Here is a 17,469-nt window from a genome sequence, read left to right as displayed (position 1 = left end):
CCACCGGCCCTTTTTTCATGCGTTGTGGCGGTCGTAATCGAGCACCGCCTGCAACAGCACATTGGCGCCGCGTTCGGCCTGCGCTGGGGTGATGTTTTCGGCGATGTTGTGGCTGATGCCGTTTTCGCAAGGGATGAAGATCATGCCGGTCGGCGCGACACGCGCAGTATAGACAGAATCGTGCCCTGCGCCCGACAACATCGTACGGTGCGAATAGCCCAGCCGTTGCGTTGCCCCCGCAATCGCGTTCAGTACGCCGGGATCGAACGTGACCGGGGGCGATGACCACACCGGGGTCACCGCGATGGCCACGCCCAGATCGCCTTCGAGCGTGGCGATGTCTGCCTGCAGCGCGGCCTCCATCCGGTCGAGCCCGGCCACTTCGGGATGGCGCAGATCGACGGTCAGCCGCACTTCGCCCGGCGCGGTGTTGCGCGATCCGGGATAGGCCTGGAACAGGCCGATGGTCGATAGCGAAGCACCGGGATCGGACCGGCCGATGGCATCGATTGCCACCGCCAGCCGCGCGGCAGAGTGGAGCGCGTCGCGGCGCAGCGCCATCGGGGTTGTTCCGGCATGGCAGGTCTGCCCTTTGACCACGACATCGTACCAGCGGATGCCTTGCACCCCGCCGACCACGCCGATTTCCAGCCCTTCGTTTTCGAGCACCGGGCCCTGTTCGATATGCAGCTCGAAATGCGCCGCCATGGGATGGTCGGCGGGATCGGTTTGCCCGGCAAAGCCCGAGCGTTCGAGCGCCTGGCCCAAAGTCACCCCGTCGCGATCGACCTGGCCCAGCGCATAATCGAGGCTGAACACCCCGGCGAACACGCCCGAGGACACCATCGCCGGGGCAAACCGCGCGCCTTCCTCGTTGGTCCAGTCGATCACCTCGATCGGATGACGCGTGACGATCCCGGCATCGTGCAACGTGCGCACAACTTCCAGCCCGGCCAGCACGCCCAGGATGCCGTCGAACCGTCCGCCGGTCGGCTGGGTATCGAGATGGCTGCCGATCGCGATCGGCGCAAGGCCCGGTTCGGTGCCTTCGCGGCGGGCGCGGATCGTGCCCAGCCGGTCGAACGACACGGTCATGCCGATGTCCTCGCACGCTGCGACAAACCAGCGGCGCACGGCAGCATCCTCGTCCGACAGGGTCAGGCGGCACATCCCGCGCTCGGTTCCGGGAATGGCGCCGAACTGCGCGCTTTCGCACAGGCTGTCCCACAGGCGCGCGCCTGCGATGCGCAGATCCGCGCTCATGCCAGCGGCTCGCGGTGCAGCGGCATTGTCATGCAATGGATCGAGCCGCCGCCGCGCGCAAACATGTCGAGTGGCGGGTCGATCACGGTTACCCCGCGTGCGCGCAATTCGGCGTTGATGCGCACGCTGTGCGCCGGGCTGATCACGCGATCATCGCCCAGCGCCAGCAGGTTGCAGCTCATCGCCATGACTTCGGGATAGCTTGCCGCGACAATGTCGATGCCATGCGCCGCCAGAAACCGCGCGAAATCCTCGCCCAGCACATCGATACAGGCCACGGCCAGACGGTCGGTCGCCATGCAGAACAGCACGTCGAGGTGCAGGAAATGTTCGGGGAATTCTTCCAGCCGGGTGGTCCAGCCCTGTGCCGCGAACCATCCGGCAAACTGTTCGGCGCCCTGACGATTGGTGCGCACGCCTGAATGGCCGATGATCATCAGGCCGGGGCGCACGATGTGGATATCGCCGCCTTCGAACACGCCCTCGCTGCCGAACCGGTAAAAGCCGTCGGCGGCGAGGTGAAAATCGAGCACGGCGGCATATTCGCCGCGTCGCTGCGGCAGCGCGAGTTGCGTCAGCACCGGCCCCCATGGCGTGGTCTGGCTCGAATCGCGGGTATAGACCTGATAGGGATGGGCCGGGCTGGGGGTCAGGAAATGCGGGCGCACCCCTGCCGCAGTGATTGCTTCGAGCAGACCGTCCCACTGGCGCAGCATTTCGGCCCGGTTGAACTGCGCCGAAGAGGCCAGCGTAGAAACGGCGACGGCGTTGGTTTCAAGCCAGCGATAGTGATCGGGCGGGCACAGCAGCACATCGGTCAAAACACCCGTTTCCGAATCCACCGTCCAACGCATTGCCATCTCCCACCGGGTCAAACTGCGGCGGGTTATATCGGGCAAGGTCAGCCCGCGCTATACGCCTCACAGCGGCGACGACCGTTGGTCATCCGGTCATGATGGCGGCATAGCCCGTCGCGCCCGCGCACAGCCGCATCGGCAGACGACAGCACCGCCAGCCCGCCGAACGCCGCCTCGATCGCGCGCGGGTCCGTGCAGAAATGCGCGCAACCTGCGCAAGGCTGGGCGCGGGCAAACAGCCCCATGTCACTGCCCCAGATGTTGCCAGTACCCACCAAAGACATAGACCGACAGTACAAAGCCGAGCACCACATTGACCGCTACGCCGACCGAAAACGCGGCCAGCGGCTTTGCCCCGGTGCGGGCAAACTGGTCGAAACGGGTGGTCAGGCCGATGCTGAAAAAGCAGAAGATGAACGCCCAGGTACGCAGATCCTTGATCGGCCCGACAAATCCCGGCACCGCCACTTTGTTGTAGGCGGCCAGCGACAGCCCGGCGGTGGCGATCGACACGATTGCAGAGGCCGCCAGAAACCCGATCACGAACTTGGGAAAACGGCGCCAGATTTCGTGAACGTCGGGCGCGCCGGTGCCCGGTTCATCGCGCCAGCGGGTGGTGGCGACAATTGCCAGCACGACCGCCCAGATACCGATCCACACGTCGCGACCCAGCACTTTCATCAGCGTAAAAGCCTGCAACGCCTGTTCGGCGGTGCCGGTGATGCCAGCGACTTTGCCGGCAAACCCGCCATAGGCCTGCGCCGCCGCGATCCCGGCCGCATCGGCGAATTCCGATGTGCCGATCCACGCCCCGGCAACGCCAGTGGGCAGGAGCAATTCGCGCGACACCAGCGGCAGCGCAAAGATCATCACGATTGCCCACAGCACCACCGCCGAAATGGTGACGGAGGCGTTTTCGCGCCGCGCGCCGACCGCACCGGCAATCGCGATCGCCGCCGAGACCCCGCACACCGCGCCGCCCACGCCCAGCGTCGCGGCAAACCGGCGATCGAGTCCCAGCTTTACCGCCACTGCATAGATCACCAGGAATGTCGCGATCGACACGATCGCCGCCTGTCCGACCGCGACTGGCCCGGCCAGCACAATCAGGGTCAGCGGCACGGTCGCCCCCAGCAGGACGATGCCGGTCTTGACATACAATTCCCCACGCAGCCCCGCCGCGAACCGGTCGGGAATGCGTGTGGTGTTGGCAATGATCAGCCCGAGCAGCAGCGCGATCAGGGGTGGTTCGAGATTGTAGACCACCGCCTTGTCCCATTGCCCGATCACGAAGATGGCATAGGCGACAAGATAAAGCGGCACGAAGGCGGCCAGAAAATCGACCACGCGATAGCCCAGCGCGCGCAAGGTAGCCCCGAACACCACGGCCCAGAACGCCAGTTGCGCCAGATAGCGCGGCCAGTTGGTCGTCAGATCGGCGGTGATCTGCGCAAATTGCGTCCAGCGCGGCGGTAGCACTGCCAGCCAGCGCAACGACAGCCCCAGCCGTGCCAGCACCAGCGCGGCGATCACCAGACCAAGTCCGATGCCGATCGCCCACCAGTCTTCGTTGCGTCGCCCGCTGGCGGGTTGGATCGATTCGCCGTCCGTCATGACTCTTGTGCCCCCGTGTCGCTTACGGGCAGGCCAAATAGTCTACTATAACGATAGAGTAAAGTCCCTCATGGCTTTGGCGCGGCAAGACGCATCGCCGCACCACCGCCGGGCGCCAGCCACAGCGTCAGCACGTCGCCCTTTTTGACGTCGCGCGTGGCATAGGCAATGCGGTGGCGGCTGTCGTCGAGATAGGTGATGCCCGGCGCATCCTGATAGATCGTCGCGCGGTAGGTCTTGCCCGCGTCGAGAAAATCGAAATGCAGTGTCAGTGTGCGGGCGGTGGCGTCGTTGACGCCGCCAACATACCAGTCCGCGCTGTTGCGATCCTGCCGCGCGAAAATGGCATATTCGCCCACGCTGCCGGCGATCAGGTGGCTTTGCGCCCAGTCGGCGGGGACCTGGCGGATGAATTCCAGCTCGCGCGGGTATTGCGCCAGATGGTCGATGCTGTCGGCCGCCATCTGGATCGGCGAATAGAGCGCCAGATAGAGCCCGAGCTGCTTCGCCAATGTCGAGGCGAGCGGCACATGCAGGTCGCCTTCGAGGCTGAGCACGCCGGGGGTGAAATCCATCGGGCCCGACAGCATGCGGGTATAGACCAGCGTGGCCTCGTGTTCGGGCGGGTTGGAATAGGCGCCGTGCGCGTTGTATTCCATCCCGCGCGCGCCTTCGCGAGCGACCCAGTTGGGATAGGTGCGGCGCAGCCCGGTGTCCTTGACCGGTTCGTGGGTGTCGATGGCGATGTGGTATTTCGCGGCGGTTTCGACCACTTTGAGGTGGTGCTGGACCTGGCGCTGGCCATCGTGCCATTCCATCCGCACTTCGCCGGGCCGGTCGCCGGGCGCTTCGATCCCGCCCGCATCGGCGACATAGCCGGTCTTGACCATATTGACCCCGACCGAGGCGTAAAGCTTCATCGCATCGTCAAGCTGCGCCTCGTAATTGGCAATATTGCCGCCGGTTTCGTGGTGCCCGATCAGCTTTACGCCCTTGGCGCGCGCATAGTCGGTGACCGCCTTCAGATTGAAATCATCGGCGGACCGGGTGTAGCTGAAATCGGCGCCATGGCCCAGCCAGTTGCTGTTCCAGCCTTTGTCCCAGCCTTCGATCAGGACGCCCGAAAAGCCATGCGCGGCGGCGAAATCGAGGTATTCCTTGGCGCGCTGCGTGGTGGCGCCGTGGCGCGGGCCTTCCGCCCAGGTCCAGTCGCCCTTGAGCATGTTCCACCAGATGCCGATATATTTCTGCGGCTTGAACCACGACACGTCGCCCAGCGCATTGGGATCGTTGAGGTTGAGTTCCAGATCGTTTTCGACCAGCCCCGCCGCATCGTCGGCAATCCGCATCGTGCGCCACGGGGTGTTGAACGGCAGATCGCGTGTGACGCGCGGCCCCTGTGACGATGGCGCGAGCGTGGTGCGGAACCGTTGCCCGTCTTCGCGTTTCAGCCAATAGGCGGCATAGTCGACCAGCGCGGCCTCGTGGATGGCGATATGCGTGCCATCGTCGAGCCGCATGGTCACCGGGGTGTGCGCGGTGGCCACCGCGTCGATCGGGGTCTTTTGATAGAGCTGTTCATAGCGGTTCCATTCACCGCCGGTTTCCCACCATGCCGTGCCTTTGGGCACAACCGCGAATTCGGTCACTTCGTCGGCGATATGCAGCGTCGTCAGCGCGGCCTGTTTCGGCAATTCATAGCGAAAGCCGATGCCGTTGTCGAAGATGCGAAAGCGCACGTCCATATGCCGCGATCCCTGATCGGGGGCCTGGACCAGGTGCACCAGCAATTCGTTGTAATGGTCGCGCACATAGCGGCGCTCGCCCCACGGCTGTTCCCAGGTGTCATCGCCAGAGGCTGTTTCGCTGCCGGTGATCGTCCAGCCGCGCACCAGATTGAGCCCGTCGGTCAGCGTGAACCCCATCAGTGACGGCGCGATCAGCGGATGCCCGCGCCGATCGAGCCACCAGCGCAGCCGCGCATCGCCATCCAGGGCGACGCACAGCGCGTTGGTGCCATCGGGCGAAGACCGGCAGACAGGCGCCGTCTGCGCGGTTGCCGCGTGCGGCGCCAAGCCTGCCAGAATCAGCCCGGCGAGCGCAAACAGGTTTGCTTTCAAAGTATGGATTCCTTGGTAAAACGTACGCCCCAGGCGGGCAGATGGTGTGCGTCGGCGCCGTTGAGCGCCAGCAGCGGGGTGCCCTCGGGCGCGGCCAGCGCATGCCGATGGCGGCCGATGTTGAACGCGCAGGCGATCGCCTCATCCGCCACGCGGCGAGTGAACGTCAGCACATCGCCAGCCACTGTCAGCGCCTCGACCGTGCCGAGCCGCAGCGCCGGATGCGCGCGGCGCAGCGCCAGCATCGCGCGGGTATGCGCCAGCAACGTGGCGGGATCGCCAACTTGCGCCGAAACCGCGCGGGCGATGTTGCCCGGCGACAGCGGCAACCACGGCGTGCCGGCGGTGAAACCGGCGTTGGGGGCGTGGCTGTCCCACGGCATCGGCGTGCGCACGCCGTCGCGGCTGAGCGTCAGCGGCCAGTTGGCAATCGCTTCGGGATCTTTCAGCAGATGGAACGGGATGTCATCCTGCAACAGCCCGAGTTCCTGCCCTTGATAGAGGAACACGTTGCCGCGCAACGCCACCAGCAGCGCCATGATCATCCGTCCAAACGGCGCGCGCGCGGCATCGTCGGCCCAGCGCGACAGACAGCGCGGGGCATCGTGGTTTTCAAACGCCCAGCTTGGCCAGCCTTCGCTCTGGCCATCGGCGCCGGGGGTGCCGGGCCAGTCGCGCAGCACTTTGGCGACCAGCGCGGCATCGAGTTCGGGGGCATAGAGAAAATCAAAGCCATAAGCGCTCGACAGGCGATGGTTGCCTGCGGTGTAGGCCTTCATCAATGGCATCGCATCGTCGCCACCCACTTCGGCCACGGTGAAGATCGCGCCATAGGCGTCGCAAACCGTGCGGATGCGTTCGACAAAGCCGACCACATCGGGGTGGTTCTGGCTGAATTTCTTGACCTGAAAGTCATAGGGGCGGGTGCGCGGGCGATTGTCGGTGACCGGTGGATTGTCGGTGAATGCCGGGTCGAACATCGAGTGGTTAAGCGCGTCGAAGCGGAACCCGTCGACCCCGCGATCGAGCCAGAACCGCGTCACGTCGAGCAGCGCATCCTGCACCGCGGGCAAATGGACATTGAGCTGCGGCTGTTCCTTCAGGAACTGGTGGTAATAATATTGCTGGCGCCGCGCGTCCCAGGTCCACGCCGGGCCGCCGAACACCGATTGCCAGTTGTTGGGCGGGGTGCCGTCGGGATTGGCATCGGCCCACACATACCAATCGGCATGCGCCCCGTCGCGACTGGCGCGGCTGTCGGCAAACCAGGCATGCCGGTCGGAGGTATGCGCAAACACCAGATCGATGGTGACTTTCAGCCCCAGCGCATGCGCGCGCGCGATCAGTGCATCGAAATCGGCCAGCGTGCCGAACGTCGGATCGACATCGCGGTAATCGGCCACGTCATAGCCGTAATCGGCCATCGGGCTGGTGAAAAACGGCGAGATCCAGATGGCATCGACGCCCAGGTTCGCCACATGGTCGAGATGGGCGGTGATGCCCGGCAGATCGCCGATGCCATCGCCATTGCTGTCGGCAAAGCTGCGTGGATAGATCTGATAGATCGCCGCGCCACGCCACCATTCGCCGCCGGTTTGTGCGTCCATCGCACAGATCGGTGCTGTTTCGTTCATTTCCGGGCCTCACAAATCACATAGCCCAGCGCGGGCAGGTCGATCCGCACAGAGCCGGGGGCGCTGGCGGCGGCAGGGCAGGCTCCGGCCAGCGCGACCAGATGCGCGGTGGCGACATTCACCTCGATCTGCGCGGAAACCGGGGTGGTGGCGGTGTTGTAGGCGATCAGCACTTCGTGTCCATCAACCGGATCGAGGCGCGACACCGCAAATAGGCCGGGGCCGAGCGAACGCGCACGCACGATCTGCTCTCCGCGCCGCAGCGCGGGTGTGGCCGCGCGGATGCGCGCGAGGCTGGCGATCGTCCGGAACAGCGGATGGTCGGTACCGAAATGCGGCGTGGCGGTGGTGGTGTCGGTGCCGATCAGGCGTTCGGCGTTGTATTCGGGAACGCGTGATCCGAACTGGTCTTCGCGCGCGCGCTGGTCATCGCCCAGACCGGCAAAGCCCTGTTCGTCGCCCGCATAGATCGCCGGAACCCCGCGCAAGGTCAGCAGCATGGCATGCGCCAGCGTTTCGCGTGCCAGCACTTCGGCATCGCTCGCCTGTGGCAGCGCGCGGCGGATCGACCAGCCGATGCGGCCATTGTCATGGTTCGACACGAACGTCACTTCATTGCGCGCGCCCGCATCGCCGTTGGCATAGAGCGGGTCGGCGGCAAACAGAGCGTCGAGCGCGTCGGTTCCGCTCCGTCCGGTCACCGCGTCGATCACCCGAAAGCGAAAGCCAAAGTCGAGCGTGGCCGGAAACTGCGCCACGCGGGTCGATACCGCCTGGTTGGGTGCGTTGTCGCCGCCGCCCGCCACTTCGCCGAAAATCGCGAAATTGGGCAGGCCTTCGCCGCGCGCAATATCGCGGATGGCGGGGATGAACGCACGCCAAAATGCCGCATCGACATGTTTGGCAGTGTCGATGCGGAACCCGTCGACGTGATATCGCCGCACCCAGTCGCCATAGATGTCGATCATGCCCCGGATCACGCGGGGGTTTTCGGTCATCACGTCGTCCAGCCCGCCGAAATCGCCCATCGTCGCGCTTTCGCCGACATAAGTCGTGTTGCCGCGATTGTGGTACCAGATCGGATCGTTGAGCCAGTCGGGCACTTTCACATGCGCGTCCCCCGCATCGACATAGGGGGTATAGGCGTAGTCGGGCCGGACAAAATGCGCAAAATTGGCATCGGTGCCGATGCTGTCGCCCGCAAAGCCGGGATTGATCGGCGCGCCATCGACCCCGCCACGGCGTTGATAGGGATAATCGGCGCGGCTGTGATAGGGGCAATCGCCGGTGGGGCATTCGCGATAATGGATCACGTCGGCGGTGTGGTTGACGACGATGTCCATATAGATCTTCAGGCCGCGCGCATGGGCTTCGCGTACCAGCCGGGCAAAATCGGCATTGCTGCCGAAATGCGGATCGACCGTCGTGAAATCGGTGATCCAGTATCCGTGATACCCGGCGCTTTCATGGCCGGGCTGCCCCTGCACGGCGCGGTTGGTCATCACCGGGCCAACCCAGATCGCGGTCGCGCCCAGCGTCTTGATATAGTCGAGCCGCCGGATCACCCCGGCGAGGTCGCCCCCGTGATAAAACGCCTTGTCGGTCGGATCATAGCCGGTGTGCAACCGGTCTCCCGAAAGACCGCCGGTGTCGTTGGCGCGATCGCCATTGTCGAACCGGTCGGGCAGCAGGAAATAGATCGTCTCATCCTGCGTCGTGCGCGCCGACACTGCATCGACAGGCGGTGCACCGGCGGCAACGGCGGGCACGGCCAGGCATAGCGCGGCCAGCACGGCACCCGTGTGCATGGCCAATCTGCCCAGCGGGCCTTGCGGATGCGCCCGACCCCTCAGGGTGCGCATCGTGGCGATTTCAGGCACAATTTCTCCCTCGTTTGCAGCCTTGTGCCACCGACCGGCGGGCGCGTTTAGTTGAATACGTATACCGCCGATGCGGCAATGCTGCGCCCATCGCGGCGCGGCAATTGCCAAGCAGGGGCGGGGTCATTAGCGTTCGATCCCATCATGGACAGCAATCCCCACACCCTGCGTTCGATCGTGATTGTCGGTGGCGGTTCTGCCGGCTGGATGGCGGCGGCGGCGCTGGCCAACGCGGTCGGCACGGCCATCGCGATCACGCTGGTCGAATCCGATGCGATCGGCACGATCGGCGTGGGTGAGGCGACCATTCCGCCGATTCATTCGTTCAACGCGCGGCTGGGTATAGCAGAGGCTGATTTCCTGCGCGCGACACGCGGCAGTTTCAAACTGGGGATTGAATTCGTCGGCTGGGGCACGGCGCAATCGCGCTATTTCCACCCGTTCGGCAGCTATGGCGCCGATTTCGACCGGGTGTCGTTGCACCACTGGTGGTTGCGCGAACGGCAGCGCGGCGATGCGACGTCGTTTGACGATTACACGATGTGCTGGGCGCTGGCGCGCGACAACCGTTTCGGCCCGCCGGTCGACAATCCGCGCGATGTGCGATCGACCCACAGCTATGCCTATCATTTCGACGCCGGGCTCTATGCGCGCTTTCTGCGCGCCTATGCCGAAGCGCGCGGGGTACGGCGCGAAGAAGGGCGCGTGACCGGGGTCGGCCGCGATGGGGCCAGCGGGCTGATCACCCATGTCACGCTCGATGACGGGCGCCAGATTGCGGGTGATTTCTTTGTCGATTGTTCGGGGTTTGCCGCGCTGCTGATCGAACGCACCATGCAGGCCGGGTTTGAAAGCTGGGCGCACTGGCTGCCTTGCGACAGCGCGGTGGCGCTGCCTTGCGCCAACGCCGGCCCGATCACGCCCTATACCCGATCGACCGCGCATGCTGCGGGCTGGCAATGGCGCATTCCGTTGCAGCATCGCCAGGGTAACGGCCATGTCTATTGTTCGGCGATGATGGACGATGATGCCGCGCTCGGTGTGCTGCACGCCCACCTCGATGCCCCGGCCACCGCCGATCCGCGCGTGATCCACTTTACCGCGGGACGGCGGCGCAAGGCGTGGGTGGGCAATTGCGTGGCGATCGGGCTGTCGAGCGGTTTTCTCGAACCACTGGAATCGACCAGCCTGCACCTGATCCAGAGCGGGATCGAGCGCCTGTTGCTGGTCTTGCCCGATCGCCGCCACGATCCGTTGCATGCCGAGGAGTTCAACCGCGCCACGGCGGCGGAATATGAACGCATCCGCGATTTCATCATCCTGCACTATCATGCGCAGACCCGGCCCGAACCGTTCTGGCGGCAATGCGCGGCAGCCCCGTTGCCAGACGAACTGGCCTACAAGATCCGCCACTGGGTCGATGCGGCGCGACTGGTTTCGCCGCAGGACGAACTGTTCAAGAACCCGAGCTGGCTGGCGGTCTATCTGGGGCAGGGGATGATCCCGGCGCGATACGATACCATGGCCGATGTACGTGCCGGATCAGTCGATGCGGCCACACATTTGAGACGCTTGCGCGAGATGATGCGCGCGGCGGCGCAGACCTTCCCCGCACACGATGCGGTGCTGGCGCAATTCGCCCCGCAGCCTGCGGCCTGATCATGGTACCACGGTTGCGCGTCGAACCGATCGGTCACGAGCGTCAGCCGGTCATCGTGATCGACGATTTCGTGCCCGATCCCGCCGCCTTGCGCGCCCGCGCCGAAGCGCTGACTTATCAGCCGATGGGCCCCTATTATCCCGGCCTGCGCGCGGAAGTGGCCGCTGCCGATGTGGCGGCCTATCTGTTGCCGCTGCTCGATGTGGTGGCGCAGGTCTTCGCGCTGGCGGGGCCGCCGGGGCTGATTTCGGCGGGCTATTCGATTGTCACCACACCGCCCGCTGCGCTTGGCCCGATCCAGCGGATTCCGCATATCGACGGGCTGGAGGCGGAACGGATCGCGCTGCTTCATTTCCTGTGCCGCGAGGATCAGGGCGGCACCGCGTTCTATCGCCATCGCAGCACGGGGTTTGAAACGATCGATGCCGCGCGCCATCCCGCCTATGACGCGGCGCTGCGCCAGGATGTTGCGCGCCACGGTTTGCCGTCGCCGGGCTATATTGCGGGCGATACGCCGCTGTTCGAATGCATCGCGCGGTTTGCCGCGGTGCCCAATCGCGCGCTGGTCTATCGCAGCCATGCGCTGCATTGCGCCGATCTGCCCGCCGATCTCGATCTGACGCCCGATCCGCGCCGCGCGCGCCTGACGGTCAATACGTTTCTGATGGGGCCGCCGCGCAATGACGGCTGATCCAGGCGGCATGGTCAGGCATGTCGGCAACCAGTTTATCGACCGCGCGGCGCATCAGGCCCAGCACTTCGCCCAGTTCGGCCTCTGACGGATCGTCGGCCAGCGGGTGCCAGCCGCGCGGGTTGAGGCCTTGCCCGGCCATCACTTGCAACCAGCCGGGTTCGGAAAACAGTTCCTCGTTGAAACGGGTGATGCGGCCATTGGCGCTGAACAAGTCGATCTTTTCGCGCAAGGTATCGGGCACCGCCATCGCCGCACAATCGCGCCAGAACGGTTCGGGGCGCTGGTTGACATGGTAATGCAGGATCAGGAAATCGCGCACCCGTTCCCATTCGAAGGTGGTCTGCGCGTTGAACGCGGCAACATCGGCGGGATCGATCGCGCCAGACGGCAGAAACCGGATCAGGCGTTCGGCGGCGGACTGGACCAGATGGATGCTGGTCGATTCCAGCGGTTCCATAAACCCGGCGGCAAGCCCGGTGCCGACCACATTGTGCGCCCAGAACGCCCGCCGGCGCCCGGTGACAAAGCGGATCGGGCGCGGATCGGCCAGCGCCGCGCCGTCGAGATGGGCCAGCAGCAGATCGGCCGCTGCCTCGTCGGACAGATGTGCCGAGGAATAGACCAGGCCATTGCCGATGCGATGCTGCAACGGGATGCGCCATTGCCAGCCGGCAGCGCGTGCGGTGGACCGGGTATAGGGCTCCAATTGCGGCGCCGAAGCGCACGGCACCGCCAGCGCTCGGTCGCAGGGCAGCCAGTGCGCCCAGGATTCAAACCCCGTGCTCAGCGTTTCACCCAGCAAAAGGCTGCGAAATCCCGAACAGTCGATGAAGAGATCGCCGCCGATGCGCGACCCGTCGGCCATGACCAGGCCGGCGACATCCCCGGTTTCGCCATCGCGTTCGGCGCCCATGATGCGCCCTTCGATGCGGGTAACCCCGCGCCCCTCGGCATAGCCGCGCAGATAGCGGGCATAGAGGTTGGCATCGAGGTGAAAGGCGTGGACCAGCCCGCCCAGCGTGGGCGACTTCACCTGATCGCTGCGCGCGAAGCGCCCGGCATAGGCCGCCGCCGCGTTCAGGCAATAGGCGTCGAGCGGGGTATTGTTGCCAAGTGCCCGGCTGCGCAGCCAGAAATGCTGGAACGGCACCTGCCCGAGCTGGCGCCCGGTCGGGCCGAAGGCGTGGATATAGCGGCTGTCGGGCGTGCCCCAGCCGACGAATTCGATGCCCAGTTTATACGTCGCCTGCGTGGCGCGCATCATGGCATATTCGTCGATGCCCAGCGCCGCATTCAGCAACTGGATCTGAGGAATGGTCGCCTCGCCCACCCCGACCGTGCCGATTTCCTCGGATTCGACCAGCGTGACGGCAAACCGCGCGGGCGCCAGATAGCGCGCAAGGACCGACGCGGTGATCCATCCGGCGGTCCCGCCACCGACCACGACAATGCGATAAGGTTGGCTCATGCATGCACCATAGCGTGCGTCCGCAAAGTAAAAAGGCGACGAACGGGCATGACCCGCTCGCCGCCTCCGTTGAGGGACCGTTTGATCAGAACTTCATCGTCACGCCGAAGAGGTACTGCGCGCCGTACTGGTCGCGAATGTTGATCTCGTTCGGGTCGTTGTTCACATAGGACAGCGTCTTGGCATTGGTCAGGTTGTGGCCCTGCACATAGACCGACAGACCGTTGAGCGGACCCGACTTGAAGTCATAGCCGACTTGCGCGTCGAGCGTCGATTGCGCCTTGGTCAGGTTGGCGGTGACCTGTGCGTTGAACAGTTGATAATCGCCCAGGTATTGCCCGCGATGGGTGAACGAGGCACGCGCATTGAAGCCGTACTTTTCGAAGAAGATCTGCGCCTGGGTCACATCCTTCGACAGACCGGGCAGGGTGATCACGGCGCCGTTGGAAAACTTGATCTTGCTTGACGTGTTGGCATAGTTGCCAATCACCCCAAACCCGTCGAGCGCCGGGGTCAGCACCTTGAGCGGCAGGACGAGGCTGGCTTCAAAGCCATAGACATCGCCCTTGCCGTCGTTGATCGGCGCCGAGGCCCAGCCCTGGGTGGTCGTACCGGCACTGCCAAGCACGCCCGGCGTGTTGACCAGGGCGCTGTAGGCCGAGAAGTCATAGCCATAGGTGGTCGACGTGGTCGGGCCGCCACTGTTGACATTGCCGGTGTTGAGGTTCGAGTTCTGCGTCGCGAAATTCGAGATGTGCTTGTAATATCCCGCAATCGCGAACTTGCCCTGATCATGCGCAAAGTATTTTTCGAACGCCAGGTCGAGGTTGTCGGCAAAATAGGGGCGAATATAGGGATTGCCGCCAGATCCCGACAACAGCGGCGTATCGCCGTTGATCTTGGGCACCGTGGTGCAGCCCTGTGCGCCGCAATAGTTGACCGCGAACGACGCGTTTTCGTTGTCGAGCGTGGCGCGTGCCAAAGTGCGGCTGGCGCCAAAGCGGATATAGTTCTTGTCGCCGATTTCGAAGCTCGTGTTCAGGCTTGGCAGAAAATAGGTGTATTTTGCCCCGCCATAGCTCGGCGCGAACTGGGTAGCAGAAAGGGCGATATTGCCGATCGAACTCTGGTTGGTGTTGACGACCTGGACGCCGATGTTGCCGCGAATTTTCACATCGCCGGCAATCTGGTCGAAATTGGCCTGGGCATAGCCGGTCAACACGTGCTCGCGCACCGTCCAGTCGCGGGCGCTGTCGCTGGCCAGCGATTGCGGGGCGATACGCAGCAGGTTTTGCGCGGCAATCGGATTGACCGCGAGCAACTGCGTGCCGGTAACGCCATAAGGCGTAACCGTGCCGTCGATGATCGACTGCGGGATGGCCACGCTGGTCACCTGGGCGTTGTCGTTGCCGCAGCCGCCGACCGAGGCCGGCCCCGGCAGACAGATGTAATAGCCCGAATAGGCCGAAACCTTGTTTTCATCGCTGTAGTTGGCACCGGCCACCCAGCTCTTGAAGAAACCGTTGCCAAGATCGCCTTGGAGTTCGGCACGCAGCGCCTTGATCGAATCGGTTACGTCGGGAACGTTGTTGAAGCCGACCTGGTTCCAGCCCTGCGGGTCGGTCAGCGAGACATTGGTGGGATCGGCAAAATTGGTCCCGGAAATGTTCACGCCATAGCTGCCGTCGGGCTCGCGGGTGATCGTGGCAAGGCCTGGTGTGGCTGCGCCGCCATAGATTTCATAGGTGTTGTCATGGCGATGGGCATGCGAATAGTTCGCATCGACCACCAGCCTGAGCGAGTCCGACAGGGCCGCCTTGCCGTTCCACCCAATCGCGAACGTGTGCGCGTCGGACGTGTTGTAGTCGTTGCGCAGCACCGGAGAGACATTCCACTGTTCCGACTGCACATAGCCGTTTTTCGCGGTTTCGGTGCCGGGAACTTCGGTGTCGTGGCTCCAGCTTGCCAGCGGCATTTCCCAGCCGCGCGAATATTCGCGCGTCTTCGACTGGCTGTAGAGCGCGTCGAGCGACATTTCGAACTTGTCGTTCGGACGATAGATAACATGGCCGAACGCCGACTGGCGATAGAGCGTGTTGGTGTTGACATAGTTCTGGATGTCGTCGGGGCCGATGTTGCCGGCCGCATCCTGGCTGCCGGGGCCATAATAGTTGCCGTTGCCGCCGCCGGTCGCCCAGTGGTAATCCTGCGTCGGATCCTTGATGGCCGAAACGCCCAGCGAAACGCCGATGGTGTCGTCGGCAAACTTGTGCACATAGACCGACGAGACTTTGTAGCCCTTGTTCGATCCTTCGGGGTTGAGCGCGCCATATTGCCCGACTTCACCCTGGATGTTGACACTGAAGCTGTTCTTCGACTTCAGCGGGTCATAGGTCTTCAGATCGACCGTCCCGGCCAGGCCCTGATCGAGCAGCGTGGCCGACGGCGTCTTGATGACGTCGATTTCCTGGAACAGGTCGCCCGGGAACTGGCCATAGTCGAACCGGCGGTTGTCATCGACCGTGGCGATCATGCGGCCATTGAGCGTGGCGGTGGTGTAATCGGGGCCGAAACCACGGATCGACAGGTATTTGGCGCGTCCCGCCGCCTGTTGCACGGCCAGGCCGGGCAGGCGCGACAGCGAATCGGCGATCGACACGTCGGGCAATTTGCCCACGTCTTCGGCCGAAATCGCCTCGACCACCGAAACCGACAGTTCCTTGATACGGTTGGCGTTGGTGATCGACCGGGCATAACCGCTGACGATGATCGCCTCGTTCAGATTTTCGGCCGGTTTGGCGGTTGGCGGCGCGGTGGTCGCGTCCTGCGCCATGGCAGGGGTGATCCCTGCAACCGCCAGGGCGGCAACCCCGGTTTTCAAAAACTGCTTGAACAACGCCGTCGAGCCAGCGCTCTGGTACAGCTTGACCATGTCACCCTCCCTGAACCGGTGCGCTCGGCGCATCTCGGTCTTGCAAAACACATACGCGGTCAGATTTTGGCGCCATGATCCGGCGCTCAGGCAGTCCCCGCGATGGCACGCCCCAGCCATCTGATCCGATGTCATCGATTTGCCCGCGCGCCGCGATCATGGAAAGGAACCGACATACGTATGTCAGGATCATGCATGCATTCGGCGGCTTGGGTGTGATGTCACAGCCTCTTCCAACGCGGCCTTTGGCCTGCTAATCGTTCGTTGAAAAACAGAACCGAACGGGAGGTGTGCGCTACCGGCCATGAGCTTCAAACCGACATCGTTTGATATCGCACAGCGCGCGGGGGTTTCGCAGCCCACCGTGTCGCGCGCGCTGCGCGGGCATCCTTCGGTCAGCGAAGCGACGCGTCTGCGGATCGAGGCGATTGCTGCGCAATTGAACTATGCGGTCGATCGCAATGCCTCGCGCCTGCGATCGCGCACCACCAATACGCTGGCGCTGCTGTTTTTTGATGATCCCACGCCGGATGATTCGCATATCAACCCGTTTTTCCTGTCGATGCTGGGGTCTATCGCACGCACTTGTGCGCAGCACGGCTATGACCTGCTGACGTCATTCCAGCAGTTTTCTCGCAGCATGCACGTCGATTACGAATATAGCCGCAAGGCCGACGGCATCATGCTGCTGGGGTATGGCGATTACGAAACCTATCGCGAACGGCTTGACCAACTGGAAAACGAGGGCACGCGGTATGTGCGCTGGGGCTCGGTCACCGCCGATGCGCCGGGCATGACTATCGGGTGCGACAATCGGCTGGGCGGGGCGCTGGCGGTGCGCCACCTGATTGCGCGCGGCTATCGCCGGATTGCCTTTCTGGGTGAGGCATCGAGCCACGCGCCCGAAGTGCATGACCGCTGGCGCGGCGCCTGCGATGCCATGGTCGAGGCGGGGATCACCCCCGATCCCGATCTGGTGTTCAGCGCGGTGACAACCGATGCGGCCGGCTATGGCGCGGCGCGCGTGCTGCTGGCCCAGGGCAAGCCGTTTGACGCGGTGTTTGCCGCCTGCGACCTGATCGCGATCGGCGCGATGCGCGCGTTTGAAGAGGCGGGGCTGTCGATCCCGGGCGATATCGGGCTGGTCGGGTTTGACGACATTCCGCTGGCCGGGTTCACCCATCCACCGCTGACCACCGTGGCGCAGGATGCCACGCGTGCGGGGGCCTCGCTGGTCGAGGCGCTGATCGCGCAGATCAAAGGCCTTGAAGTGCAGAACGCCGTCCTCGCCCCGCGCCTGATCGTTCGGCAATCGACGCAGCGCGTGGCCTAGCCCCCCCCCCGGTA

The 17,469-nt window shown here is 64.2% G+C and carries 12 protein-coding genes; 3 read left to right on the top strand and 9 right to left on the bottom strand.

Translation table 11 applies throughout. The features are described 5' to 3' along the window. Positions 1 to 15 precede the first annotated feature (15 nt). The 7 genes from AQZ49_RS18030 to AQZ49_RS18000 form a co-directional block, all read right to left on the bottom strand. Positions 16 to 1,263 carry a M20 family metallo-hydrolase gene (locus tag AQZ49_RS18030; RefSeq protein ID WP_067619013.1) on the bottom strand — a complete coding sequence of 416 codons (1,248 nt, stop codon included), beginning with the start codon at positions 1,261 to 1,263 and terminating at the stop codon, positions 16 to 18. Continuing rightward, positions 1,260 to 2,117, bottom strand: coding sequence for a dimethylarginine dimethylaminohydrolase family protein (locus AQZ49_RS18025; protein WP_197411111.1), 858 nt, complete (start codon positions 2,115 to 2,117; stop codon positions 1,260 to 1,262). Before AQZ49_RS18025 ends, AQZ49_RS18030 begins: the two co-directional genes overlap by 4 nt. 47 nt (positions 2,118 to 2,164) lie before the next feature. Then, a complete protein-coding gene (locus AQZ49_RS18020) occupies positions 2,165 to 2,365 on the bottom strand; it encodes a hypothetical protein (protein ID WP_067619007.1) in 201 nt (66 codons plus the stop codon). 1 nt (position 2,366) lies between these two features. Beyond that, complete coding sequence (locus tag AQZ49_RS18015) at positions 2,367 to 3,734, bottom strand: YeiH family protein (RefSeq protein WP_067619002.1); 1,368 nt, start codon at positions 3,732 to 3,734, stop codon at positions 2,367 to 2,369. Between the two features lie 68 nt (positions 3,735 to 3,802). Further along, on the bottom strand, positions 3,803 to 5,854 hold the full coding sequence (locus AQZ49_RS18010) for a glycoside hydrolase family 97 protein (RefSeq protein WP_082701895.1): 2,052 nt from the start codon (positions 5,852 to 5,854) through the stop codon (positions 3,803 to 3,805). Further along, a complete protein-coding gene (locus AQZ49_RS18005) occupies positions 5,851 to 7,488 on the bottom strand; it encodes an alpha-glucosidase (protein WP_067619000.1) in 1,638 nt (545 codons plus the stop codon). Before AQZ49_RS18005 ends, AQZ49_RS18010 begins: the two co-directional genes overlap by 4 nt. After that, positions 7,485 to 9,296: an alpha-amylase family glycosyl hydrolase gene (locus AQZ49_RS18000; RefSeq protein WP_067618998.1), complete on the bottom strand. Its 1,812-nt coding sequence runs from the start codon at positions 9,294 to 9,296 to the stop codon at positions 7,485 to 7,487. The genes AQZ49_RS18005 and AQZ49_RS18000 overlap by 4 nt, the downstream gene beginning before the upstream one ends. A 216-nt stretch (positions 9,297 to 9,512) precedes the next feature. Here AQZ49_RS18000 and AQZ49_RS17995 point away from each other — a divergent pair, with 216 nt between their 5' ends. Together AQZ49_RS17995 and AQZ49_RS17990 are read left to right on the top strand one after the other, a co-directional pair. Continuing rightward, the gene (locus tag AQZ49_RS17995; RefSeq protein ID WP_067619122.1) at positions 9,513 to 11,027 is read left to right on the top strand and encodes a tryptophan halogenase family protein; all 1,515 of its coding nucleotides are present in this window, start codon (positions 9,513 to 9,515) and stop codon (positions 11,025 to 11,027) included. A gap of 2 nt (positions 11,028 to 11,029) precedes the next feature. Then, entirely contained in the window at positions 11,030 to 11,719 is a 690-nt protein-coding gene (locus tag AQZ49_RS17990; protein WP_067618995.1) for a DUF6445 family protein, read from the top strand. On the opposite strand, the gene AQZ49_RS17985 is transcribed toward AQZ49_RS17990, so the two are convergent. Continuing rightward, the gene (locus AQZ49_RS17985; RefSeq protein WP_067618993.1) at positions 11,679 to 13,190 is read right to left on the bottom strand and encodes a tryptophan halogenase family protein; all 1,512 of its coding nucleotides are present in this window, start codon (positions 13,188 to 13,190) and stop codon (positions 11,679 to 11,681) included. The genes AQZ49_RS17990 and AQZ49_RS17985 overlap by 41 nt on opposite strands. A gap of 85 nt (positions 13,191 to 13,275) precedes the next feature. Beyond that, on the bottom strand, positions 13,276 to 16,122 hold the full coding sequence (locus AQZ49_RS17980) for a TonB-dependent receptor (protein ID WP_067618990.1): 2,847 nt from the start codon (positions 16,120 to 16,122) through the stop codon (positions 13,276 to 13,278). Between the two features lie 304 nt (positions 16,123 to 16,426). On the opposite strand from AQZ49_RS17980, the gene AQZ49_RS17975 reads away from it, so the two are divergent. After that, complete coding sequence (locus AQZ49_RS17975; RefSeq protein ID WP_067618988.1) at positions 16,427 to 17,455, top strand: LacI family DNA-binding transcriptional regulator; 1,029 nt, start codon at positions 16,427 to 16,429, stop codon at positions 17,453 to 17,455. The last annotated feature ends 14 nt before the right edge of the window (positions 17,456 to 17,469 follow it).

Source organism: Novosphingobium sp. FSW06-99 (assembly GCF_001519065.1).
In the GTDB taxonomy this organism is placed as follows: domain Bacteria; phylum Pseudomonadota; class Alphaproteobacteria; order Sphingomonadales; family Sphingomonadaceae; genus Novosphingobium.
The sequence above is the reverse complement of the archived record's forward strand: the minus strand, read 5'-3'. Positions and strand labels throughout refer to the sequence as shown.

Bases quoted from the DNA above. Each gene is read 5' to 3' on its own strand.
- AQZ49_RS17990 (WP_067618995.1), top strand. From the start codon at position 11,030: ATGGTACCACGGTTGCGCGTCGAACCGATCGGTCACGAGCGTCAGCCG.
- AQZ49_RS18015 (WP_067619002.1), bottom strand. From the start codon at position 3,734: ATGACGGACGGCGAATCGATCCAACCCGCCAGCGGGCGACGCAACGAA.
- AQZ49_RS18030 (WP_067619013.1), bottom strand. From the start codon at position 1,263: ATGAGCGCGGATCTGCGCATCGCAGGCGCGCGCCTGTGGGACAGCCTG.
- AQZ49_RS18025 (WP_197411111.1), bottom strand. From the start codon at position 2,117: ATGCGTTGGACGGTGGATTCGGAAACGGGTGTTTTGACCGATGTGCTG.
- AQZ49_RS18020 (WP_067619007.1), bottom strand. From the start codon at position 2,365: ATGGGGCTGTTTGCCCGCGCCCAGCCTTGCGCAGGTTGCGCGCATTTC.
- AQZ49_RS17980 (WP_067618990.1), bottom strand. From the start codon at position 16,122: ATGGTCAAGCTGTACCAGAGCGCTGGCTCGACGGCGTTGTTCAAGCAG.
- AQZ49_RS17985 (WP_067618993.1), bottom strand. From the start codon at position 13,190: ATGAGCCAACCTTATCGCATTGTCGTGGTCGGTGGCGGGACCGCCGGA.
- AQZ49_RS17995 (WP_067619122.1), top strand. From the start codon at position 9,513: ATGGACAGCAATCCCCACACCCTGCGTTCGATCGTGATTGTCGGTGGC.
- AQZ49_RS18000 (WP_067618998.1), bottom strand. From the start codon at position 9,296: ATGCACACGGGTGCCGTGCTGGCCGCGCTATGCCTGGCCGTGCCCGCC.
- AQZ49_RS17975 (WP_067618988.1), top strand. From the start codon at position 16,427: ATGAGCTTCAAACCGACATCGTTTGATATCGCACAGCGCGCGGGGGTT.
- AQZ49_RS18005 (WP_067619000.1), bottom strand. From the start codon at position 7,488: ATGAACGAAACAGCACCGATCTGTGCGATGGACGCACAAACCGGCGGC.